Below are 22,406 nucleotides of genomic sequence, written 5' to 3'. Positions count from 1 at the left end.
TGGTCATATGACCGATGACCGGGAGCCCGAGGACACGACCGCGCGGTGGCATTCCCTGCCGCCGCGCACCCCGCTGGAGGACCTGGTGGCCGGCCAGGAGGTCCCGCCCAAACCCCAGGTGATCGCCGATCCGAGCAGCGCGGAGGTCGACGAGGCCACCCGCTACCCCATCTGAAGGCGGGCGAGCCGGGGCCGCCCGCCGGGCGACCGCCTGGTCAGTCCGTGACGGGCCGGTTCGCCGCGCGGAGGGCGCTCCAGGCGTCGGCCACGGGGCCGACGTGGCGGAGCTTGTCGGGGTTGTTCACCGTGCGGATCGTCTGGATCCGGCCGTCGAGGACGTCGAGCGCCCACGTGCTGAGGACCTTGCCGTCCCGGTCGCGGACGATCGCGCCCGGCTGCCCGTTCACCTCCCGCTGTTCGAGCACGGCACCGGCCCGGCCGAACCGCGAGACGGACCAGGCGAGCGCGTGCGCCACCTTCTCCAGGCCGATGATCTGGCTGCCGAGCTGCGGTGCCTTGCCGCCGGCGTCGCCGACCATCCGGACGTCGGCGGCCAGGAGCTCCCGCAGTCCGTCGACGTCCCCTTCCCGGAAGGCGTCCAGGAACCGCCCGGCGAGTTCGGTGCGCTCGGTCCGGTCGGCGGTGAAGCGGGTGCGGCCGGCGGTCATGTGGCGGCGGGCCCGGACCGCGAGCTGGCGGCACGCGGCCTCGGAGCGTTCGACGGCCGACGCGACCTCGCCGAAGCCGAACCCGAAGACGTCCCGCAGCACGAAGACCGCGCGTTCGAGCGGGCTGAGCCGTTCGAGCAGCAGCAGTGCCGCCATCGAGAGCGAGTCGGCCAGTTCCGCCGCGCGCTCCGGATCCTGGTAGGGGTCGGCCAGCAGCGGCTCGGGGAACCACGGCCCGGTGTACTCCTCCCGGCGAAGCCGCGCGGAGCGGAGCACGTCGATCGATATCCGGGTGACCACCGCCGAGAGGAAGGACTTGAGGGACGCGGGCCGGGTCGGGGAGGTCGTGTACCGCAGCCACGTCTCCTGGACCGCGTCCTCGGCCTCTCCGACGCTGCCCAGGATCCGGTAGGCGATCGAGAACAGCAGCGGCCGCAGGTCCTCGAAGGACTCGTCCTCCCTCACCAGGCGACCGGGCCCTCTTCGGCGAAGAAGCCGGCGGTGGGCCCGTCCGCGTCCAGTGTGGCGAGGCGCACCACGGTCGCGGCGCCCTGCGCGACGGTGAGGAACCCGGTGTGGTCGTTGCTGTCGGTGTCGACGAACCCGGGGGCGACGGAGTTGACGAGGAAGCCGTCCTTCCGCAGCTCGTTGGCGTAGTGCACGGTCAGTGCGTTGAGCGCCGTCTTGGACGGGGAGTACGCCGCCGACGGCAGCAGCGCCGCGAAGGGGCCGTCCGGGGCGCTGAACAGGGTGAGCGACGCGGCGTGGCTGCTGACGTTCACGATGCGCGGCACCGGTGAGCGGCGCAGCAGCGGCAGCATCGCGTTCGTCACCGCGATCACCCCGAACACGTTCGTCTCGAAGACCGTCCTGACCATGTCCAGGTCGACCGTGCTGGGCACCTGGTCGGTGGCGTCTTCGGGGGAGACCCGGCCCGAGCCGGTGATGCCGGCGTTGTTGACCAGCACGTCGAGGTGACCGAAGCGCTCCCCGATCAGTCTCGCGGCCGACTCGATGGTGGTCGGGTCGGTGACGTCCAGGGCGACCGCGTGCACGTCGCCGCCGCCCGCCTCGCGCAGTGCGGCGGCGGCCTCCTCGCCGCGACGCGCGTCCCTGGCGCCGATGAGGACCGTCATGCCCCGCGCGGCGAGCTGCTCGGCGACCCCGCGGCCGATCCCCTTGTTCGCCCCGGTGACCAGCGCGACCTTCCGCTCTCCGGCCTGCTCGTTCATGGCGTCCCGCTCCTTAACGTGTTTCCGGTGAACCCGTCTTCAAGACCCGAGACGAACCAGCCGCGTCCCCTGTGACACGCCGAGCGGAAGATCTTGCCGGGCGACTCCCGACGACCCGGGTGCGAGCCGGATCAGCTGTCGGCGCCTGGGGCGCGTTCGTAGACGCTGATGTGGCGCCGACTGATGGCGGTGTAGGGCTCGCCTTCCCAGCCGCCCCACCGTTCGCGCAGGCGAAGGCCCGCGATCCGTGCCATGAGGTCGAACTCCGGAGGATGGGCGAGGCGGAGCCTGATGGGGCTGAAGGCGATGCCCTCCGCGCTGATCCGGATGTGGTTGATGTCGAGGATCTGCGTGACGGAGTCGTAGCGGCTGACGTCCAGGCCCACGTCGTCGAGGTCGATGTGCTCCGGGTCGACGTACTGGTGCCCGGGACGTGCCGGGGCGGTGGGGACGCGGCATTCGAGGACGAACACCCCGTCGCCGTCCAGGTGCCGGGCGGCGTTCTCGAAGCAGCGGACCTGGTTGTCCTGGGTGAGGAGGTTGCCGATCGTGGTCAGCTTCTCGGCCCTGGAGGGACCGAGCTTGCAGCTCTTCGCCGCCACTGGATGTGGTGGGTCAGGCCGCGTCGTCGGCAGCGTGACTCACTGCCCAGCCCGCGGCGCCGCGTGCGGCGATGTTGTGGGCTGCGTTGAGGTCGGCGTGCTCAGCGAAGCTGCACGACGTGCATTGGAAGGTGGCCTGATCGGGCCGGTTCTTGCGGTGGATGTGCCGAGTTGGGCGAAACTCCAGGAATGCAGGGTGACCCGCTGGGGCTTGCGTAGCCGGACCCGCGCACGGATACCACCCAGATTCTCTAGGGCGATGCCGTGCGTGGTGCGTTGAGCCTCGGTCACAATGCTCTTGGAGATGCGGTGGTTGGTGTCAGCCGCGAATCGCGCCTCACGTCCCGACAGATGACGCAGCAGCCGCTTGGCGGACTTGGTGCCCTTGCGTTGCAGCCGTCGGCGCAGGCGGCGGTTGCGGTGCCGGACCTGGTTGATCCGCTTGCCGGAGTGGACGGTTCCCTGCGATGTGGTGGCGATGTTGGCGATGCCCAGATCCACCCCGCAGAACCCCTCCGGCACGTACTCGGGGGCGGGGAGGACGTCGCAGGTGGCGTACAGGTAGAAGCAGCCGCCGCGCCACACCAGGTCCGACTCGCCCCGTCGGCAGGCGGCCAGCATCTTCGCCTGTGAGGGCGAACAGGCGAACGGGACGCTTTTCAGCCTGCCGCGCACGGTCCAGATGCTCACGGTGCGGGCATCGAGTTGCCAGGACAATGACCGGTCGTCGAAGGGCTGGGCGGCGTCCTTGCGGAACCGGACCGGCGCGCCCTCCACGGCGGTGCGGCGCCGCGACCCGACCGGCCCGTAGTTGCCGGCCTTGAGGTTCTGGGCGAGGGCGGCGTAGGCGCCGGCCGCTTTGCGGACGCAGTGGATCGCCGGCTGCGCCGACAGGCCCATTGCCTTCAACTCGCCGTAGACCAGCCGCTGCAACGCGGTTCTGCCCGTCACGCCGGTGGTGAAGGCGCGGCGGGAGGCGTGGCAGGCAGCCTGGTTGCACAGCTTCAGCGTCTCCCGCAACGCGGCCTCGGTGGCGGCGTCGGGGAGTAGCTTGACCTGCACCACCAACTTCACCCCATCATCATAGCATTCTGTGCCCATGTCGTGACGGTGTGTTTAGGGGCGGCGTGTCGGGCAGTGGCAGTGTTGCCCTTCAACCTGCATGCCCATCTGGGCCTCGTCCCATCTGGCCTTCGTGGCGGGGGATCGTGAGTACATCGACCAGCGAGAACGCCCAGACTGACGCCTGGGTGCTGGGCCGGGAAGCGATTCCTCCCGGTCGTGAACGATCGGGATTCCTCGCTAGAGCGCGCTGAACGTGACCCCCAGCGCCGTGTCCCAGCACCTGCGGATCCTGCACGATGCGGGGCTGCTCACCCGCGCGCGGGACGGCCGGCACGTCCTGTACCGCCGGAGCCCCCTCGGCGACCAGCTCATGGACGACCGGGCCCCCGACCTGCTGGACGCGGGCTAGGAGAGCTTTACCGGTGTCCAGTGTTCTCCCGCGTCGTGCGTGGTGAGGAGGGTGCCGCCCTGGTCCGACTGGGCGGCGGGGGCGTGCACGACGAAGCCGTTCCTGTCGGTGGTGAACAGCAGGTCGTTCCAGCCGCTGCCGCCGTCGGCCTCATCCAGCACCGTGGCCCACGTCCGGCCGCCGGTGTTGCGGTAGAGCCAGCTCCCCGACGACACGGACGTCACCGCGAGCGTGCCCGCGGGGGTGGCGGCCAGCGCGGACTGGATGCCGAGCCTCGGCGTGGTCCCCGCGTCCGACGTCGTCTCGCCCGTGTCGGACGAGCGGAAGACGTGCTTGGTGGCCTTCGAGAAGCCCGCGTCGCCCACGCATAGCAGCGCCACCCGGCCGCGCGGCATCGGCGCGACGTCCACGAGGGCCTCGGCGCCCTCCTTGTCGCAGGGCGACGGGCGCGGCGACCAGCGGCGTCCGGAGCGGCTCGCGAAGAGCGCGTCGGCCTGCCCCTCCGGGCCGGGCACGGCGATGTAGGCGGTGCGGTGGTGCAGCGCGATGACGACGCCGACGGCGGGCCTGGCCGGCAGCTTCACCGGGACGCGCCGCCACGTCCGGCCATGCACTCGGGCGCGCCACACGCTCGGTGCCTTGTCGCACGCCGAGTCGCCCACCGCGCAGGGCGAGACGGCCGCGTAGACGGCACCGGCACCGGCGGCGAGGGAGAGCACCTGCCGTCCGTCTCCGGGCAGCGGCGCCTTGCGCCAGGTGCGGCCACCGTCGGACGTCGCGTAGAAGGACGGCCCGAAAGCCCAGCCGTGCCGGGCGTCCGCGAACCGGATCTCGGTGACACCGGCCCCGCCGGGAGGTGCCAGCGGCGTCGGCGGCGCGCCGGCCGCCGACCAGTTGCGGCCGCCGTCGCGGGTCGTGGCGACGGCGGTGCACTGCCCCGTCTTGCAGGGCGTGGCGCCGAGCACCCAGCCCCGCCGCGGTGAGGGCCACGTGGTGGACTGCGCCCGGAAGCCCGCCGGAACCGCCCGGCTCCGCGGGACCGCCGGCCCCGCCGCCAGGGCGGGTGCGCCCGCCAGTGCGCCGAGTGCCAGTGCGGCGGCCCCGGTGACCGCGCCGCGCGTACATGCGGAAGCTTGCATTTCTCCCCTTTCAGTACTGGAACTCGCGGGGGTGGTGCTGGAGGCTGATCCAGTGCTGGGTGGTGAATTCGTCCACGACCCAGTCGCCGCCGAAGCGGCCCAGTCCGGACGCCTTCTCCCCGCCGAAGGCGATGTGGACGTCGTCGTTCACCGTCGTGTCGTTGACGTGGGTCATGCCCGCTTGGACACGGAGGGCGAAATCGAGGCCGCGATCCTCGTCGCGGGTGTAGACGCCGCTCGACAGGCCGTACTCGGTGTCGTTGGCCAGGTGGAGGGCGTGGTCCTCGCCGTCCGCTCTGATGATGGTGGCGACGGGGCCGAAGACCTCCTCGGCGGCGGTGGCGACCGTGTTGCCGCCGACGAGCACCTGGGGCGGCAGGACCTGGCCGGTCGGGCCGGTCGGGTCGCCGCCGAGGATCAGTTCGGCACCGTCCGCGACGGCGCGGGACACCTTCTCCCTGATCGAGTCGACCTGCCCGGCGTTGATGACCGGGCCCAGTTGCGTGCCGATCCCGCGCGGGTCGCCGTAGCGCAGCGCCGCTGCGGCGGAGACGAACCGGTCGACGAAGGCGTCGTGGACGGACGCGTCCACGATGATGCGGTTGGTCGCCATGCAGACCTGGCCCTGGTGGAAGTAGCTGCCGTACAGGGCGCCCGCCACGGCCTGGTCGACGTCGGCGTCGTCCAGCACCACCAGGGGCCCGTTGCCGCCCAGTTCCAGGGCGAGCTTCTTCAGCCCGGCCTTCGCGGCGATGCCCCGCCCGACCGGCGTCGACCCGGTGAAGGACACCACGCGCGGGATCTCGTGCTCGACGATCGCGTCGCCGATCTCGCTGCCCCTGCCGATGAGCACGCTCAGCAGCCCCGGCGGCAGCCCCGCCTCCTCGTAGACCTTGGCGAGGAACAGCCCGCCGGTGACGGGGGTGTCGCCCGCCGGCTTGAGGACGACCGCGTTGCCCAGCGCGAGAGCCGGGGCGACCGAGCGGTTCGACAGCTGGACGGGGAAGTTCCACGGGCTGATCACCGCGACCACACCGGCCGCCCTGCGGTAGACGCGGTTCTCCTTGTCCGGGATGTCGGAGCCGGTGCCCGTCCGGACGTTGACCCGGTCGGCCTGCGCGGACGCCTTCTCCGTGACGGCGCGGACCAGGGCCAGCTCCATCGCGGCCCGCCCCCGGGTCGCCCCGGCCTCGCGCTGCAGCCACTCGATGAGCTCGTTCTCCCGGTCGGCCAGGATGAGCGCCGCCTTCGCCATGACCTCGGAACGCTCCCGGGCGGGGCGCGCCGCCCACGCCGGCTGGGCGTCGCGCGCGGCCCGGTACGCCTCGTCCAGGTCGTCCGCGCTCGCCAGCCCGATCTCCGCCAGGACGTCACCGGTGTACGGGTCGGTGTCCCGCCTGCTGCCGCCCGACCCGCCCGCGCGCCACTCGCCCGCGATGGGCATCCGGTCGAACCCCGTGTAGACGTCGAGCGTCGTTGCCCCGGCCATGGTGAGCCCTCCTCGCATCCGCTCGCAGTGCTTCTGCACTTGCCCGGCCGGACGCCTCCACACCGTCGGCACGGCAAAATCCAGGTTTCGTCCGGGCGATGTCACATCCCGGATGCCCGGTCCCGTCTGGGGGGTGAACGAGAGCAGCTGAACTTTGGAGGAGTCATGCGGGCACCGATCCTGGTCACCGGCGGTACGGGCACGATCGGGCGGCAGGTCGTCCCGCTGCTGCGGGACGCCGGACAGGACGTACGGGTCCTCACCCGCCAGGACCGTGAGTCCGGGAACGGCGTCGAGTACGTGACCGGCGACCTGATGAAGGACGAGGGGATCGAGGCCGCGCTGGACGGCGTCGAGACCGTCATGCACCTCGCGGGCGGCGGCAAGGGCGACGAGGAGGTCGCCCGGAACCTCATGGCGGCCGTGGCGCGGGCCCGGGTGAGGCACATCGTGCTCATCTCGGTGATCGCGGCCGACCGGGTTCCGCTGGCCTGGATGAAGACCCAGGTGGCGGTGGAGCGCACCGTCGCCGAATCGGGCGTGCCGTACACGATCCTGCGCGCCGCCCAGCTCCACGACTTGGTCGTCAAGGTCGTGGAGAGCATGGCGAAGCTGCCGGTCGTCCCGATCCCGGGCGGGCTGCGGTTCCAGCCGGTCGACGGGCGCGACGTCGCCGCGCGGCTCGTGGAACTGGCGCTCGGCGAGCCCGCCGGACGCGTCCCCGACCTGGCCGGCCCCGAGGTCTACGGGATGCGCGACCTCGTCACGGGATACCTCGGGGCGCGTGGCAAGCGCCGCCCGAAGATGCCCGTCCGCATCCCGGGGAAGGCCGGGCGCGCCTACCGCGCGGCCGACAACCTGACCGTCGACGGCGCCGACCACGGCACCCGCACCTGGGAGGACTTCCTGGACGAGCGCCTGGGGCGGCGCGCGGAGGCCCTCACCGGTGCCCGAGCAAGCTGAGCGCGGCGAGGGAGATCGTGCCGACCAGCGCCGTCGAGAGAAGGCCGAGCAGGAGGCCGCGCCGTCCCGTCCGCAGCAGGGAGCGGACGCGGACGGACGTCCCCAGCCCGAACATCGCCGCCGCCAGCAGCACCGTCGAGACCTCCTTCGCGCCCGCGAGGACCGGGCCCGGCACGACGTCCGCGCTGCGCAGCAGCAGCATCAGCAGGAACCCGACGACGAACAGCGGCACGATCGGCGGCCGTTTCCCGTCCGCGACCCCGCCCGCCCGGCGTTCGACGATGCCCATCCCCGCCACCATCGGCGCGAGCAGCACCACCCGGGTCAGCTTCACGATCACGGCGGTGCCGACCGCCGCCGCGCCGGCGGGGGACGCGGCGGCCACCACCTGGGCGACCTCGTGGACGCTCAACCCGGCCCACATGCCGAGCGTCTCCGGCTCCAGCCCGAACACGCGGCCGCCGAGGAACGGGACGACGGCGATCGCGGCGCCCCCGTAGATCGTCACCAGCGTGACGGCGGTCGCGACGTCCTCCTTCCTGGTGCGGGCGACGCTGTCCATGGCGACGATCGCCGAGGCCCCGCAGATGGAGAACCCGGTCGCGACCATCAGCCCCAGACCGCGTGGCACACCGGTCAGCCGGGCCAGCGCGAGCGTCCCCGCGAACGCCAGCACGACGGTGGCCACCACGACCGCGAGCATGCCGGGCCCGAGCCGCACCACCTCGGTGAGGCTGAGCTGCAGGCCGAGGAAGACCACGCCGGCGCGCAGCAGGGTGCGGGTCGTCCACTGCAGGCCGTGCGCCGTCACCGCCGGCAGCGCGCCGCCGACCAGCACCCCGGCGAGCACCGCGACGGTCAGCGCGCTCAGCGCCGGGACGAGCCGGTTGACCGCCATCGCCACGGCCGCGCCGCCCGCCGCCACCGCGAGGCCGGGGCCCGTCCGCTCCCACCAGGACCGCACCCGCTCGGGGCGGACCGCTTCCAGAGTGCTCATGCATCCGAGGCTTCCGCCCGCCCCGCGCGCCCGGTACCAGCCGATTCGGCCTCACGTCATAGCCTGAGGGCATGACCCCTCACCCCGACATCGACTCGCTGCGGCTGCTCGTCCTGGTCGCCGAGCGGGGCAGCGTGACGGCCGCCGCCGGGGAACTGCGGATCAGCCAGCCGTCGGCGAGCAAGCGGCTGTCCCTGCTGGAGCGCCGCCTCGGCGTCCGGCTCGTCGAGCGGACCCGCCGCGGCTCGTCCCTCACCCCCGCCGGGACGCTGGTGACCGGCTGGGCGCAGCGCGTGCTGGACTCCCTGAACGCGCTCGCGGACGGCGTCGAGGCGCTCCGCCGCGAGCACACCGGCAACCTCACCGTCGCCGCCAGCCTCACGATCGCCGAGCACCTGCTGCCCGCCTGGATCGGGGAACTGCGCCGCGCCGACCCCGACCTGCACGTCGGCATGCAGGTGACGAACTCCGCGCACGTCTGCGAACTGGCCCGGCAGGGCGAGGTCGACATCGGGTTCATCGAGTCGCCGGGCCGCCCCGCCGGCCTCCGGTCCCGGACGGTCGCGCGGGACCGCCTCGTCCTGGTCGCGCCGCCCGGCCACCGCTGGACGCGGCGGCGGCGTCCCGTCGCGCCCGCCGAGGTCGCCGCCACCCCGCTGATCACTCGGGAGGCGGGCTCGGGCACCCGGCAGGCCGCCCTGCAGGCGATGTCCGCGCACGGCCTGGACCTCGCCCCGCCGCTGCTGGAACTCGGCTCCGGCACCGCCGTGCGCACCGCCGTCGTCGCCGGTGCGGGCCCCGCGCTGATCAGCGAACTCGTCGTCGCCGCCGACCTGGCCACCGGCGCCCTCGCCGAGATCCCCATCGACGGCGTGACGCTGGAACGCTCCCTGCGCGCCGTCTGGCGGACCGGCACCACCCCGTCCGGCCCCGCCGCCGCCCTCCTCACCCACGCCCACCGCCCGTGACCGCCCGGCGGGTCAGCCGGCGAGGCGCCGCATATGGGCGTCGTACTCGGCCATGGGCCCCAACCCGGCGGCGGCACGCCGCTCGTCGAGGCGTTCGGGATCCTCGATCGTCCGCGGCCCGAAACCGGTCTCCGTCATCCCGTACTGGGTGCCGTACAGCTGCGGGCGCCCGGCGTTGACGCGCACGCGGTCCTCCAGGTACGCGAGGTCTTTGCGTTCGGCGTCCCCGCGCTCGACGGCCTCCCGCATCGCCTCCAGGAACATGCGCTGCACATCAGGGAGACGGTCGGCGTGCTGGGCGAGCAGCCAGGCCGCGTGCGCGCCGTCCGCGCCGACCGCCGCGATGCCCGGCCAGCCGTCCCGCCGGACGAGGCGCGCGAGCCACCGCGTGTTCCGCCGGTCGGTCCAGATGCCGCGCAGCCCCCGCCAGAGCGTCACCCGGCCTCCGGGCCCGGAGGCCGCCGCCCTGACCCGCTGATCCCGTTCGGCCCGCCGCAGTAACTCGCCCCTCGACATGCCGCCAGTCTCGCCGGGCCGCGAGCTCCCGGTAAAGGCGCGCGAGCGGGAGGCGCCCCGTCAGGTTCGCCAGCCGGCCGGATTCGTGCACGACTCGCGGGAGATGCCGGAGCCCGTGTCCGGGAACACGCCGAACCGCTCGTGGTGCAGGTGGGAGAACAGGTAGCACAGCGACTCGCAGTCGGCGTCCAGGATGGCGATCCGCGGGTCGGCGGCGACCGCGGTGTAGAACTCGCGTCCGAGCGCCACGATGAACCCGCGCGCGTACAGGAAGCCGTCGTCGGAGCCGTCCGTCACCGCGTGGACGTCGGAGCGGTCGATGTCGTGGAGCATGCGCTCCGCCACCCGGTCGAGATCGGTCAGGTCCGCCGAGCCGAGATCGCGGGCGAGGCCGCGGAGGTTCTCGATGAACTCGTCGAGGGCCTTCTCCACCACGGTGAACGCAGGCAGGTCGTAGCCGGCCCCCTCGGGATCGCGGGTGGCGAGTGTACGGCGTGCCCCGGTGGTGTCCAGTGGAGCCCAGGCCGCCTCGATCAGGTTCCAGAAACGTTCTTCGTTCACGGTGGTCAGCCAACCAGCGGGCACTGACAATTCAGCGGGGCAGCCCCAGGAACAGGGCGCGGTGGCGGCGACGCCCGTGGCGTCAGGGACGGGTCGCGCGGAGGACGAGGTCCACCAAGGTGTCGATCTCCTGCGGAGTGGCGGGCCGGTGGCGGGTGAGGGGAGTGAGGATGAGCGGGCTCGCCAGTGTGTTCAGCACCGTTTCGGGTGTGCAGTCGGGGTGGACCTCGCCGCGGGAGATGCCGCGCACGACGACGGTGCGCCAGGACTCCTGGATCGGCTCGAAGTGCTCGAAGATGAGCGCGGTCAACTCGGGCGTGCCGTGCGCGGCGATGATCGCATTGGTGCTGACCTCCACGGGGCTGGCGAAGAACCGTGCGAGCCGGTGGGCCAGTTCGCGGAGATCCCGCTCCCACGAACCGGTGTCGGGGACCTCGACGGCGCTCGAATGGGCGTTGAGCCCTTCGCGGACGAGGTCGGCGAACGTGGGCCACCAGCGGTAGATGGTCTTGCGGGTGAGGCCAGCGCGGGCGGCGACCTCGCTCGGGCCGAAGTCGACGACGCGCTCGGCGAGGAGATCGAGGACGGCCTGCGCGACGGCCTGGCGGGCCCGTTCGCTGCGGCCGCCGGTGCGCACGCGGGCCCGCGGCGTTTCGGCGGCGCCGTCCAGCGTCGCGTGCTCCGGGTGGGCGGGCCGGGCTCCCGCCGGGGTGGTGCCGTCGCTCATCCTCATCCTCTAAAAGGGTCACACTGTTGACTTTAGCCGTGCCGTGGTCCCATCATGGACTACGCCCCGCGGTGGTCGAGCCAGGCTCTTGAGCCCGGGGCGATTCCAGCCGTTCCGGTGTGCGGGCCGAAGCCGTCCACCGGTACTCCCCCTGTTCGCACACGCGGCCCTATGACCGGGCATGACCGGCGACCCGCCGGCTTCGCACGCATGCCCATTACACGGAGGTAGACATGAAGGTCGCCATTCTCGGCTGCGGTTCGGTCGCGAGCCGAGTCGCCCGCAGCGCCGCCGCGTTCGACGGAATCGGCGACCTGGTCGTCGCCGACATCGATCCCGCCCGGGCGAGGGCACTCGGCGAGGCCATCGGCGCCGGCCACGCGCGCTTCGACGCGGCCGACCCGGAGAGCCTCGCCGCGGTTGTCGCGGGGGCCGACGTGGTCTTCAACGGGGTGGGCCCGTTCTACGCTTCGCCCTGCCGATCATCGACGCGGCCATCGACGCGGGAGCGCACTACATCGACATCTGCGACGAATTCGACGTCGCCGAGGCTCTGATGACCGACCCGTCCTACGACGAACGGGCCAGGGCCGCGGGCGTCACCGTCCTCACGAGCTGCGGGTCCGCGCCCGGCGCGACCAACCTCATGGCGCGCTGGGCGTGCGACGAACTCGACCGCGCGGACGCGGTCCATGTGGCCATGGGACTCCCGTTCGTCCCCAACCTCGGCCCGGCCATCCTGGAGCACATGTTCCATTCGCTCAGCGGCGAGGTCACCCAGTTCCTCGACGGCGAGTACCGCAAGGTGCCCGCGTGGGGCGGTCCGCGGACGTTCGACCTGCTCGCCCCGTACGGCCGCCGCGAGTTCGGCTACTTCGGCCACGCCGAACCCCTCACGCTGCCCCGGTTCATTCCCGGCCTCAAGGAGGCCACCTGCCGGTTCACCTGGTGGCAGAGCGAGGGCAACGAGATCTACCAGCGGCTCGGCGACCTCGGTCTGATGAGCCCCGAACGCGGTGACCTCCCCATGTCGCCGCAGGCATTCCTCGCCCGCCACTTCTGCACGCCGGAAGGCGAACGCGCCGCCGGCGTCGACCTATCCGGCGCGCCTGTCGGAGCCGCCTTCCACATCCGCGCCGAGGGCGAGAAGGACGGCGCCGCCGCGTCCGTGGTCATCGAGATGCACCACGACATGGCCAAGAGGTTCCTGAAGGACAAGGGGGACATGACCGCGATTCCCGCCGCGGCCTTCCTGCGGCGGCTCGTCGACGGCGAGATCGGCAGCACCGGCGTCCTCGCGCCCGAAGCCTGCGTGGACCCGGAGCCGTTCCTTCGCGAGGTCGTGCCGCTGCTCGGCGTCGACCTGCACCACACCGTCTCCCAGACCCGCAGCGCGTGCTGAGCGAAAGGCATTCCATGCAGGAGCACAGCGAATTCGACGTCGCCGTGGTCGGTGCCGGACCCATCGGCGCCGCCACCGCCCGGCACCTCGCCGACCGGGGTGCGCGCGTCCTGATCGTCGGCCCCGCGGAGCCCCCGGACTACGCGGGCCACGACGGCGTGTGGGCCGGCCACTACGACCAGGGCCGGCTCGGGCACGTCCTCGAAGTCCCGCTCGTCGCGTCCCTGCTCGCCGCGCGCTCGATACGGCGGTTCGGCGAACTCGCCGAACGCACGGGCGTGGAGTTCGCCCGGCCGGTCCACTCGCTCGCCGTCATGCCCGCCGCCCTCGACGGCCGCGAGCCGTCCGAGTGGTTCGATCTCACCAGGCTGGTGCGGAACGCCGAGGACGTCGGCCACCCCGTCGAGCACCTCTCCGAGGCCCAGCTCAGGGACCGGTACCCGCGGCTGACGTTCGAGCCGGGCCACGAGTGCGTGGTGCAGCGGGACGCGTTCATCGTCAACCCGCGCGATCTGGCCGCCGCCGAGTTGTCCGCCGCCACCGCCGCCGGCGCCGTGCTCGTCCGCGACGAGATCACCGCCATCGGGGACGCGGCCCCCCGCCGCCGGCTGACCGCCCGGTCCGGTGCGTCGTGGACGGCGGGCACGGTGGTCGTCGCCACGGGAGCGTCGACCAACGCGGGCGGCCTGCTGCCCCGAAGCCTCGCCATGGACACCTTCGGCGCCACCGTCGTCCTGGTCGAGGTCCCCGACCCGGAGGCGGTCGACCTGCCCGGGATCATGTACTACAAGCAGCGCGGTGCGGAACTCGTCTTCGGGGGCATCGTCATGTCGCCGCTGCGCTACCCCGACGGTCGCTGGTACATCAAGACCTCGGGCACCAGCCTGCTCGGCAACCCCCTCGGCACCCGTGACGAGATCAGCGCGTGGGTCCGCACCGGGGGCGCCGCCGACGACATCGCCCCGGCGCTCACCGTCCTGCGGGAACTGCTCCCCGCGGAGACGACCGCGGCGCTGGGCCCGGCCCGGGTGCGGCCGTGCCTGGTCTCCGCCAACCACACCGGCCACCCGTACATCGACCACGCCGGCGAGAACCTCGTCGTCGTCGTCGAGGGCGAACGCGGCGTCATGGCCGCCGACGAACTCGGCCGCCTCACCGCGTCGCTCGCCGCGACCGGCCGCTGGAGCGACGGCCTGCCGCACCAGCTCTTCCGGGCGGAATGGAGGTAGACCGGACGGGCACGGCGGCCGGGCGCGCGGAGAACGCGCCCGGCCGCCGTGTTCGCGGGGTCAGGACACCGAGTCCTCGACCTGCTTGCGCAGGACCTTCCCGGTCGCGTTGCGGGGGAGCGGGTCGGTGGTGACGTGCCAGCGGGACGGGACCTTGAAGTAGGCGAGCCGCTCCTTCGCGAACGCGGCCAGATCCTCGGTCGAGGGCGCGTCGCCCGCGAAGACGACGACCGCCGCGACCTCCTGGCCGAGGTCGGCGTGCGGGACGCCGACGACGATGCACTCGGAGATCCCCGGGTACTCGGCGAGGACGTTCTCGATCTCGGTCGGGTAGACGTTCTCGCCGCCGCGGATGATCAGGTCGGAGCGGCGGGTGGTGAGCCGCAGCCGGCCGTTGTCGATCATGCCGATGTCGCCGGTGCGCAGCCACCGGTCCGGGCCGATGCTCGCGGCGGTGGCCTCCGGGTCCCGCCAGTAGCCGGTCATGTTGTAGGCGCTGCGGGCGCACACCTCGCCCTCGGTGCCGTCCGGGACCGGCCTGCCCTCGGGGTCGCGGATCTCCACCTGGACGCCGAGGTTCGGGGCGCCGAGCGTGCCGGGCGCCTCGGCGAGGTCCATCGGGGTGGCGACGGAGATGGCGGTGCACGACTCGGTCAGCCCGTAGCTGTCGACGAGGGCGCCGCGCGCCGGCGGGAACACCGACTGGAGGCGCTCCTTGAACGCGGGCGAGGACGGCGCGGAGGCCAGCGCGAACGCGGTCAGCGACGACAGGTCGTACTTCGACAGGTCGCTGTGCTGCATCATGCGGTGCGCCATCGTGGGGACGGCGCCCCAGTTCGTGACCTTCTCCTTCGCGACCAGGCTCAGCACCTTGTCCACGTCGAAGCCGCCGATGTGCATGACCACGGCGGTGCCGGTGGCGAGGCGCGGGACGGCCAGGTTGTGCAGGGACGCGATGTGGAACAGCGGCAGCGCGAGCAGGTACCGGCGGGAGGAGGCGTCGATGCCGAACGCGCCCATGATGGCGTCGTTGTACCGGTGGTACTCGATCACCGAGGTCAGGTTCCGGTGCGAGTGGACGGCGCCCTTCGGGCGGCCCGACGTGCCGCTCGTGTAGAGGATGACCGCGGGGTCGTCCTCGGCGACGTCGGGAATGTCCAGTTCGGCGCCGGGGTAGCGGGAGGTGAGCGAGGGGACGTCCTTCTCGATCGTCAGCACGTCCTCGGAGATCAGCGCGGCCCGCTTCGCGTCGGCGATCACGATCTTCGGGTCGGTGTGGCCGAGCGCGTACTCGATCTCCTGCGGCGTCCACCACGCGTTGTAGCCGACCGCGACCGCGCCGGCGGCGATCGCCGCCCAGAACGAGATGATCCACTCGGGGCTGTTCGCGGCGTTGATCGCGATGCGGTCGCCGGGCCGGACGCCGAGGTCGTCGCGCAGCGCCTTCGCCATGGACGCGACGGCGGCGGCGTGCTCGGCGAACGACAGCCGGCGGGACGCGGTGACGATGTAGTCGCGGTCGCCGTGCGCCGCCGAGCGGGCGAGCACCTCGCCGAGGCTGCGGGCCCGGTTCGCGAACACCGGCAGCCGCGCGCCGAGCACGTCGTCCTCCCGCAGCTCGAACTCGCCGCCGGGACCGGTCAGCTTCGCGATCATCTCCATCGGACCCCTCCTCCTCGCCGGAACGGCCATTGTGGGCTGCGGCACACCGGCTCCACCAGGGCATTCCGCTCAGCGGGACGGTCACGGACCGTTCCAACCCGAACTCATTCCCGCTGAGCGGGACTGGACCGTTTACGTGCGCCGCGTCACATCACCATGACCGCACCAGGACTGAGCAGACCGGACTGACCAGGCACGACCTGGACGGGCCGGGCTGGGCGCGCAAGCAGGACTGAGCGGAGAACCAATGGCAAGCCTCAGCGACAAGGTCGCGATCGTCACCGGAGCGGGACAGGGCGTCGGGCAGGGCATCGCGCTCGCGCTGGCGTCCGAGGGCGCCGCCGTCGCGGTGCTCGGCCGCACGCCGGCCAAGCTCGACGCGACGTGCGAGCTGATCCGGGAGCGCGGCGCGAAGGCGGAGCCGTTCGCGTGCGACGTCGCCGAGACGGCGGCGATCCCCGGCGTGGTGGAGCGGGTCGCCGAGACGTTCGGCGGCATCGACATCCTCGTGAACAACGCCTACTCGGGCTCCTACGGCCCGCTGCTGGAGATGAGCGACGCGAAGTTCCAGAAGGGCTTCGTCACCGGCCCGTTCGCGGCGTTCGCGTTCATGAGGGCGTGCCACCCGCACCTGAAGGCGCGCGGCGGCGGCAGCATCGTCAACCTGGTCACGTCCGCCATGGTCCGCTGGGACCCGGCCACCTACGGCGCCTACGCGGCCGCCAAGCAAGCCCTCCGGTCGCTGACCCGCACGGCCGCGGCCGAGTGGGGGCCGGACGGGATCCGCGCCAACAACATCGCCCCGCACGCCCTGTCCCCGGGGCTGAAGTGGTGGGCGGACAACAACCCCGAGGCGGCGGAGGAGTTCCGCAGGACGATCCCGCTGGGCTACATCGGCGACTGCGAGGACGACATCGGCAAGGCCGTGGTCGCGCTCGTCCAGCCGGCGATGCGCTACCTCACGGGGGCCACGATCCCGCTGGACGGCGGCCAGGCCAACTTCGGCTGACCCCGTCCACCCCGTCCCACCCCGTCCCACCTCGGGCTGATCCTCAGCCCGTCCCGAGCGGCCCGCACGAGCGGGCCGCGACAACGCGCACCACCCCCCGTCACCCGGCGCACCAGAGGGCCGCCGGTGAGTGGCCCGCACCCACGAACCCCGTCCCCCGCCTGCCGGAAAACACCACTTGCCGCCCCGGCGGCCGGTGAAAGGAGTACGACCTATGAAGGTCGACAAGTTCGGACGCCTCGCAGTGGGCGTCCTCGCGGTGGCGCTCGTCACCGCGTCCTGTTCCAGCGAGCGTTCGGGCACCGACGGCGTGTCCGAGGGCACCGGCTCGAACGGCGGCGCCGCCGCGTCGAGCAAGACGTTCGGGACGCTCGCGTCCCCCTGCGGCCCCGGCGACGCCAAGGGCAAGACCGACCAGGGCATCACCGACGACGCCATCGCCATCGGGTTCGGCGACGACCGCGGCTTCACCTCCGCGCCGGGCCTGTCCAAGGAGATGGGCGACGCCGTCAGCGCCATGATCGACTGGTGCAACCAGCAGGGCGGCATCAACGGGCGCAAGATCAAGGGCAACCAGTACGACGCCGCCTACATGCAGTCCGCGAAGGTGATGCAGGAGTCCTGCAAGCAGGACTTCATGCTCGTCGGGCAGGGCTTCGCGATGGACGAGGCCGCCGAGCAGTACCGGGTGGCGTGCAAGCTGCCGACGGTCGCCGGCTTCACCGTCGGCCCGAACGCCGCGATGGGCCCGATGAAGTACGAGTCCGTCCCGTACCCGGTGGACATGATGAACATCGGCGGGCTCCGCCTCGCCGAGAAGCTGTTCCCCGACTTCAAGGACAAGACGGACATCCTGCTGTCCACGTCCCCGGCCGTCAGCACCGGCACCAGCAAGATCGCCAGTGCGATGAAGGGGATCGGCGTCAAGCCGCTGGAGTGCGGCGTCCGGCTGAACGACAAGGGCGAGAGCAGCTACATGCCGTTCGCCGAGAAGATCAAGGACTGCGGGGCGAAGTACCTGTGGTCGTCGGATTCGCCCGACCCGGGCCAGTTCAGCCTGCTGGAGTCGATCGAGCGCGCCGGCATCAAGCCGAACTACGTGTTCGAGGCGACCTGGTACAGCACGGCGGTGGCCAAGTGGAACACCTCCGGCGCGGGTGACAACCTGCACATCGGCATGATCTTCCAGCCGCTGGAGAACGCCGACAAGGTCCCGGCGGTCAAGCAGTACATCGACCTCGTCGAGGCCAAGCAGGGCAAGGTCGCGCTGCTCGGCATGCAGGCCACCTCCGCGTTCCTGCTGTGGGCGCAGTCCGCGCAGAAGTGCGGCTCCGACCTCACCCGGCAGTGCGTGATCAACGAGCTGTCGAAGGTGCACGAGTGGACGGGCGGCGGCCTGCACGCGCCGACCGACCCGGGCAACAACAAGCCGGCGTCCTGCTCGCTGATGGTGAAGCTCAACAAGACCAAGTACGAGCAGATCCTGCCGAAGAACGTGGGCGAGTTCGAGTGCGGCCCCGAGTTCGTCGTCAAGACCGACCCCAAGACCTGGGGGGCCAAGCTCAACGACGACCGGATCTCGACGAAGTTCCTGACCGACGACGTCATCAAGCCCCAGTCCTCCTGATCTGACCCGCCGGAGGCGGTGACCAAATGACGACGTTCCTGACCTACACGATCCTGGGGCTCGTCCTCGGCTCGGTGTACTTCATCGCGGCCTCGGGGCTCGTACTGACGTACAACACCTCGGGCATCTTCAACTTCGCGCACGGCGCGCAGGCGATGTTCGGCACGTTCCTGTACTGGCACGTCACCGAGCGGTGGGGCTGGCCGGTGTGGCTCGCGCTGATCATCGTGATCGGGGCCGTCGGCCCCGCGATGGGCGCCGCGCTGCATGCCGCGATCATGAAGGGCCTGCGCGGCACCGCCGACGTCACGAAGATCATCGTGACGGTGGCGGTGCTGCTCGGGACGGTGTACCTGGCCCAGTGGGTCTGGAATCCGGACGAGGCCCACACCGTGGACATGTTCTTCGGTGCGGGCGCCAAGATCACGCTGGCCGGCGTGGTCGTCCGGTACCACGAGATCGTCTGCCTGGTCGCCGCCGTGGCGATCGCCGTCGGGCTGCGGGTGCTGTTCACCCGCAGCCGGACGGGCGTGGTGATGCGCGGCTCGGTCGACGACCCCGACCTGCTGCGCCTGAACGGCCACGACCCCGAGCGCGCCGCGATGCTGTCGTGGGCGCTCGGCTCCACGCTCGCCGTCACCGCCGGGGTGCTGATCGTGCCCATCAGCGGCGGCGGGCTGGACGCGAACGCGCTGACCCTGCTGGTGATCGACGCGTTCGCCGCGGCGATGTTCGGCCGGCTGCGCAGCATCCCCCGCACTTTCGTGGGGGCGATCGTGCTCGGCCTGGCCGCCAACTACGTGCTCGCCTACCTGCCGTCGGCGGGCACCTTCACCGGCAACCTGCGCGTCTCACTGCCGATGATCATCCTGTTCGTGGTGCTGGTGGTGCTGCCCCAGGACCGGCTGCGCGGGGCCGCGATCCGGACCCGCGAGCGGTACCGGGTGCCGACCGTCCGGGGCGCGGCCGTGTGGGGCCTCGTGCTCGTCGCAGTCGTCTACCTCTACAGTCTGCTGCTGTCGGACGGCGCCATCACCACGTTCTCGCTCGGCATGACGTTCGCGATCATCGCGCTGTCGCTGACCGTCCTCACCGGCTACGCGGGCGAGCTGAACCTCGCGCCGCTGGCCTTCGGCGCGGTCGCGACGGTCGTCGCGTTCCACGCCGGGGTGGTCGGTACCGGCCTCGACGCGCGGATGAACGTCCAGGGCATCGTGCTGGGCGTCGCGGTCGCGGCGCTGGTCGGCGGGCTCGTCGCGCTGCCGGCGCTGCGCCTGCGCGGCCTCTACCTGGCCCTCGCGACGATGGCGTTCGGCGAGTTCCTGTCGAACATGGTGCTGCGCGACACCACCCAGCACGAGTTGTTCGGCATGAAGTTCACACTGTTCCCGGACGGGGCGCTCGTCGTCCCGCCGCTGAAGATCGGCCCACTGGACCTGCGGGACGGCACGACGTCGCTGATGGCGGCCACCGTGCTGTTCGCGCTGATCGCCATCGGGCTCGCCGCGCTCCGCAACAGCGGGTACGGGCGGCGGCTCGCGGCGATGAAGGACAGCCCGGCGGCCTCGGCGATGCTCGGCCAGAACCTGGTCCGGCTGAAGCTGAGCGTGTTCATGATCTCCGCCGCGATCGCGGGCCTCGGCGGCGTGCTGATGTCCGCCGCGACCGGGACCGTCGCGCAGGAGAACTTCACGTTCATCGGCAGCCTCGCCCTGCTGATGCTCGTCGTGGTCGCCGGCATCGGCTACCTCAGCGGCGCGCTCATCGGCGGGCTGATGGCGGGCGTCGGCTCGGCCGTCCTGGTGTCCACGTTCAGCGACCTGGCGCTGGAGAACGAGGGCATGGCCACGATCTACAAGGCGCTCGGTCACCTCGTCCTCGTCGGCACGGCGCTGGTCGGGATGGGCGTCGGACGGAACCCGAGCGGCTTCATCCACGACCTCATCCAGGGGTATCGGGCGACGCGGAACGCCAAGCCCGTCCTGTACGGGGCGGCGGCACTGGCCTTCGTCCTCTATCTTCTGGCGCTCACCGGCGTGATCGGGACGTGGATGTTCGCGATCCTCGCGCTATGCGTGATCATGCTGGTCCCCGTCTTCGGCCGCATGTACCTGGACGAGGGGCGGCGCGACCGTCCGACGCCGCTCGAGCTCATCGGCGTGGACGAGCCCTACACCGACGAACTGCGCGTGCGCCTCGACCGCGAACTCGGCCTGAAGGGAGGGGCCCGTGCCTGACACACCGCCGCTGCTCGAAACGAAGGGCATCACCGTCCGGTTCGGCGGCAACACCGCCGTCGACGATGTCGGCCTCACGATGGACGAAGGTCGGATCACCGGGCTGATCGGCCCGAACGGCGCCGGCAAGACGACGATGTTCAACACCATCACCGGCCTGCAGAAGCCCGCGTCCGGCCAGGTGCTCCTGGACGGCGACGACATCACCGGGCTGTCCCCGGCCAGGCGCGCGCGGCGCGGCATGGCGCGCACGTTCCAGCGGCTGGAGCTGTTCCTGTCGCTGTCGGTGCGCGACAACGTGCGCGTCGCGGGCGACATCCTGCGCAGCCACAGCCGCAAGCGCTTCGACCTGGACGAGCGGACCGACCGGATCCTCGAACGGACCGGGCTCACCGACGTCGCCGACCGCGACGTGTCCGACATCCCGATCGGGCGGGCCCGCGTCGTGGAGGTGGCCCGCGCGCTGATGACCTCACCGCGCGTCCTGCTGCTGGACGAGCCCGCGTCCGGCCAGACCGAGCGCGAGACGGAGGCGTTCGCGGAGATGCTCACCGGCCTCGCCGGGGAGGGCCTCGCGATCTGCCTGGTCGAGCACGACCTGCCGCTCGTGATGAAGCTGTGCGCGACGATCCACGTCCTCGACTACGGCGCGCTGATCGCCTCCGGCACCCCGGCGGAGATCAAGGAGTCGCCCGAGGTCATCGCCGCCTACATCGGCACGGAGGAGGCGTCCCATGAGTGACTCGAAGGCAGACGTCGAGCCGCTGCTCGAACTGGTGGACGTCCGCGCGGGCTACGGCGCCATCGAGGTCCTGCACGGCGTCGACCTGGCGCTGAAGCCGGGATCGCTGCTGGCGCTGCTCGGCCCGAACGGCGGCGGAAAGTCGACCACGATGCGCGTCTGCGCGGGCCTGCATCCCCCGACGGGCGGGGAGCTGCGGTACGCGGGCCGCAAGGTGAACGGCATCTCCGCGCAGGACGCGGCCCGCCTCGGCGTGTGCTCGATCCCCGAGGGCCGCGGGATCTTCCCGAACCTGACGGTCCGGGAGAACCTGTGGGCCGCCACCGGGACCGGCGCCGCGCGCGAGGACCTGGAGGAGAAGGCGTACGCCCGCTTCCCCCGCCTCGGCGAGCGCCGGAACCAGCTCGCCGGATCCATGTCCGGCGGCGAGCAGCAGATGCTCGCGCTGTCGCGGGCCCTCGGCACCGATCCGGCGGTGCTGCTGCTCGACGAGCTGTCCATGGGCCTCGCGCCCATGATCGTCACCCGGATGTACGAGACGGTCGCCGAGCTGGTCGCGGGCGGCCTGTCGGTGCTGGTCGCCGAGCAGTTCGCCCGCGCCGTCCTGCCCATCGCCGACACCGCCGCGCTGATGCTGCACGGGCGCGTGGTGGCGGCCGGCCCGCCCGCCGAGATCGAAGACCGGCTGTCCAGCGACTACCTGGGAGGTTGACCCCCATCATGCTCACCGAGGAACGACGCCAGCAGTTCAAGGACGACGTGGCGAACCAGAAGCTGAAGACCGATCAGTCCCGCTTCGACGGGGTGCTGCGCATCGTCGGCATTGTCGCGATGGTCGCCGGTGTCGTCGGCGTCTTCATCGCCTACAACGTCTCGCTGACCAAGGACGACATGCGCGACGTGGGCTCGCTCCAGACCCTCGCCGTCGGATTCCTGGCGGTGACCGTCCTGGGCGCGGCCCTGTACCTGGCCGCCGCGGTGACCCGCGTCCTGCGCCTGTGGCTCCTGCGCCAGCTGCTGGAGCAGCAGTCGCAGACCGACCAGATCGCCGCCGCCCTCAGCAAGAACACCTAACCCCTCGTTGACCTGCGGCGTGTTGTTGTTATGAGCCGCCCTATAAAAAAAACACCCCGCCCGGCAACAGAGTACGGGGCGGGGGGGA

General features: G+C 71.9%; 23 protein-coding genes and 1 pseudogene. 13 read left to right on the top strand and 11 right to left on the bottom strand.

Going from position 1 to position 22,406, the window contains the following annotated elements; genetic code table 11:
- The first annotated feature begins 7 nt into the window (after positions 1-7).
- Positions 8-175: a hypothetical protein gene (locus ABZ806_RS39515; protein WP_500223680.1), complete on the top strand. Its 168-nt coding sequence runs from the start codon at positions 8-10 to the stop codon at positions 173-175.
- Between the two features lie 40 nt (positions 176-215).
- Here the strand turns inward: ABZ806_RS39515 and ABZ806_RS39510 are convergent, their stop codons facing one another.
- The 4 genes and pseudogenes from ABZ806_RS39510 to ABZ806_RS39495 all read right to left on the bottom strand — a co-directional run bounded on the left by ABZ806_RS39510 (position 216) and on the right by ABZ806_RS39495 (position 3,576).
- Positions 216-1,133, bottom strand: coding sequence for an RNA polymerase sigma-70 factor (locus ABZ806_RS39510; protein WP_500223679.1), 918 nt, complete (start codon positions 1,131-1,133; stop codon positions 216-218).
- Positions 1,130-1,900: an SDR family NAD(P)-dependent oxidoreductase gene (locus ABZ806_RS39505; RefSeq protein WP_500223677.1), complete on the bottom strand. Its 771-nt coding sequence runs from the start codon at positions 1,898-1,900 to the stop codon at positions 1,130-1,132. The genes ABZ806_RS39510 and ABZ806_RS39505 overlap by 4 nt, the downstream gene beginning before the upstream one ends.
- A 131-nt stretch (positions 1,901-2,031) precedes the next feature.
- Complete coding sequence (locus ABZ806_RS39500) at positions 2,032-2,502, bottom strand: hypothetical protein (RefSeq protein WP_500223675.1); 471 nt, start codon at positions 2,500-2,502, stop codon at positions 2,032-2,034.
- Between the two features lie 13 nt (positions 2,503-2,515).
- Positions 2,516-3,576 (bottom strand): annotated as a pseudogene (locus tag ABZ806_RS39495) (transposase).
- Positions 3,577-3,820: 244 nt separating this feature from the next.
- On the opposite strand from ABZ806_RS39495, the gene ABZ806_RS39490 reads away from it, so the two are divergent.
- Complete coding sequence (locus tag ABZ806_RS39490) at positions 3,821-3,976, top strand: ArsR/SmtB family transcription factor (RefSeq protein ID WP_500223673.1); 156 nt, start codon at positions 3,821-3,823, stop codon at positions 3,974-3,976.
- Here ABZ806_RS39490 and ABZ806_RS39485 read toward each other — a convergent pair.
- A complete protein-coding gene (locus ABZ806_RS39485; protein ID WP_500223671.1) occupies positions 3,973-5,115 on the bottom strand; it encodes a hypothetical protein in 1,143 nt (380 codons plus the stop codon). The two genes, ABZ806_RS39490 and ABZ806_RS39485, sit on opposite strands and share 4 nt — an antisense overlap.
- A gap of 10 nt (positions 5,116-5,125) precedes the next feature.
- Positions 5,126-6,604: an aldehyde dehydrogenase family protein gene (locus tag ABZ806_RS39480; protein ID WP_500223669.1), complete on the bottom strand. Its 1,479-nt coding sequence runs from the start codon at positions 6,602-6,604 to the stop codon at positions 5,126-5,128.
- Between the two features lie 165 nt (positions 6,605-6,769).
- On the opposite strand from ABZ806_RS39480, the gene ABZ806_RS39475 reads away from it, so the two are divergent.
- Positions 6,770-7,567, top strand: a complete 798-nt coding sequence (locus tag ABZ806_RS39475) for an SDR family oxidoreductase (protein WP_500223665.1) — start codon at positions 6,770-6,772, stop codon at positions 7,565-7,567.
- Here ABZ806_RS39475 and ABZ806_RS39470 read toward each other — a convergent pair.
- Positions 7,545-8,564, bottom strand: coding sequence for a YeiH family protein (locus ABZ806_RS39470; RefSeq protein ID WP_500223663.1), 1,020 nt, complete (start codon positions 8,562-8,564; stop codon positions 7,545-7,547). The genes ABZ806_RS39475 and ABZ806_RS39470 overlap by 23 nt on opposite strands.
- Positions 8,565-8,635: 71 nt before the next feature.
- On the opposite strand from ABZ806_RS39470, the gene ABZ806_RS39465 reads away from it, so the two are divergent.
- Positions 8,636-9,532: a LysR family transcriptional regulator gene (locus tag ABZ806_RS39465; protein WP_500223661.1), complete on the top strand. Its 897-nt coding sequence runs from the start codon at positions 8,636-8,638 to the stop codon at positions 9,530-9,532.
- A gap of 12 nt (positions 9,533-9,544) precedes the next feature.
- Here ABZ806_RS39465 and ABZ806_RS39460 read toward each other — a convergent pair whose 3' ends face one another.
- The 3 genes from ABZ806_RS39460 to ABZ806_RS39450 form a co-directional block, all read right to left on the bottom strand.
- Entirely contained in the window at positions 9,545-10,048 is a 504-nt protein-coding gene (locus tag ABZ806_RS39460; RefSeq protein ID WP_500223659.1) for a DUF6624 domain-containing protein, read from the bottom strand.
- A gap of 60 nt (positions 10,049-10,108) precedes the next feature.
- Positions 10,109-10,609, bottom strand: coding sequence for a DUF4240 domain-containing protein (locus tag ABZ806_RS39455; RefSeq protein ID WP_500223657.1), 501 nt, complete (start codon positions 10,607-10,609; stop codon positions 10,109-10,111).
- A gap of 82 nt (positions 10,610-10,691) precedes the next feature.
- Positions 10,692-11,336, bottom strand: coding sequence for a TetR-like C-terminal domain-containing protein (locus tag ABZ806_RS39450; RefSeq protein ID WP_500223655.1), 645 nt, complete (start codon positions 11,334-11,336; stop codon positions 10,692-10,694).
- A 233-nt stretch (positions 11,337-11,569) separates the two neighbouring features.
- Between ABZ806_RS39450 and ABZ806_RS39445 the strand changes: the two genes are divergently transcribed.
- Genes ABZ806_RS39445 through ABZ806_RS39435 form a run of 3 tightly spaced genes read left to right on the top strand, consistent with a single transcriptional unit; the run spans position 11,570 to position 13,967 of the window.
- Positions 11,570-11,893 (top strand): saccharopine dehydrogenase NADP-binding domain-containing protein, encoded by a 324-nt coding sequence (locus ABZ806_RS39445; protein WP_500223653.1) that lies wholly within the window; start codon positions 11,570-11,572, stop codon positions 11,891-11,893.
- Complete coding sequence (locus ABZ806_RS39440; RefSeq protein WP_500223652.1) at positions 11,893-12,738, top strand: saccharopine dehydrogenase family protein; 846 nt, start codon at positions 11,893-11,895, stop codon at positions 12,736-12,738. The genes ABZ806_RS39445 and ABZ806_RS39440 overlap by 1 nt, the downstream gene beginning before the upstream one ends.
- 14 nt (positions 12,739-12,752) lie before the next feature.
- The gene (locus ABZ806_RS39435; RefSeq protein WP_500223650.1) at positions 12,753-13,967 is read left to right on the top strand and encodes an NAD(P)/FAD-dependent oxidoreductase; all 1,215 of its coding nucleotides are present in this window, start codon (positions 12,753-12,755) and stop codon (positions 13,965-13,967) included.
- A gap of 60 nt (positions 13,968-14,027) precedes the next feature.
- On the opposite strand, the gene casG is transcribed toward ABZ806_RS39435, so the two are convergent.
- Complete coding sequence (casG, locus tag ABZ806_RS39430; protein WP_500223649.1) at positions 14,028-15,629, bottom strand: steroid-24-oyl-CoA synthetase; 1,602 nt, start codon at positions 15,627-15,629, stop codon at positions 14,028-14,030.
- Positions 15,630-15,876: 247 nt separating this feature from the next.
- Here casG and ABZ806_RS39425 point away from each other — a divergent pair, with 247 nt between their 5' ends.
- The 6 genes from ABZ806_RS39425 (at position 15,877) to ABZ806_RS39400 (ending at position 22,318) form a co-directional block, all read left to right on the top strand.
- Positions 15,877-16,638, top strand: a complete 762-nt coding sequence (locus ABZ806_RS39425; protein WP_500223647.1) for an SDR family NAD(P)-dependent oxidoreductase — start codon at positions 15,877-15,879, stop codon at positions 16,636-16,638.
- Positions 16,639-16,852: 214 nt separating this feature from the next.
- The gene (locus ABZ806_RS39420) at positions 16,853-18,265 is read left to right on the top strand and encodes an ABC transporter substrate-binding protein (protein ID WP_500223645.1); all 1,413 of its coding nucleotides are present in this window, start codon (positions 16,853-16,855) and stop codon (positions 18,263-18,265) included.
- A 26-nt stretch (positions 18,266-18,291) separates the two neighbouring features.
- Complete coding sequence (locus tag ABZ806_RS39415) at positions 18,292-20,502, top strand: ABC transporter permease (protein WP_500223643.1); 2,211 nt, start codon at positions 18,292-18,294, stop codon at positions 20,500-20,502.
- Positions 20,495-21,244 carry an ABC transporter ATP-binding protein gene (locus tag ABZ806_RS39410; RefSeq protein ID WP_500223641.1) on the top strand — a complete coding sequence of 250 codons (750 nt, stop codon included), beginning with the start codon at positions 20,495-20,497 and terminating at the stop codon, positions 21,242-21,244. Before ABZ806_RS39415 ends, ABZ806_RS39410 begins: the two co-directional genes overlap by 8 nt.
- Complete coding sequence (locus ABZ806_RS39405; RefSeq protein WP_500223639.1) at positions 21,237-21,956, top strand: ABC transporter ATP-binding protein; 720 nt, start codon at positions 21,237-21,239, stop codon at positions 21,954-21,956. Before ABZ806_RS39410 ends, ABZ806_RS39405 begins: the two co-directional genes overlap by 8 nt.
- A gap of 8 nt (positions 21,957-21,964) precedes the next feature.
- Positions 21,965-22,318: a hypothetical protein gene (locus ABZ806_RS39400; protein WP_500223638.1), complete on the top strand. Its 354-nt coding sequence runs from the start codon at positions 21,965-21,967 to the stop codon at positions 22,316-22,318.
- The last annotated feature ends 88 nt before the right edge of the window (positions 22,319-22,406 follow it).

Source organism: Spirillospora sp. NPDC047418, assembly GCF_040643275.1.
GTDB lineage: Bacteria > Actinomycetota > Actinomycetes > Streptosporangiales > Streptosporangiaceae > Spirillospora.
This window is presented reverse-complemented; position numbering and strand designations above follow the sequence as displayed.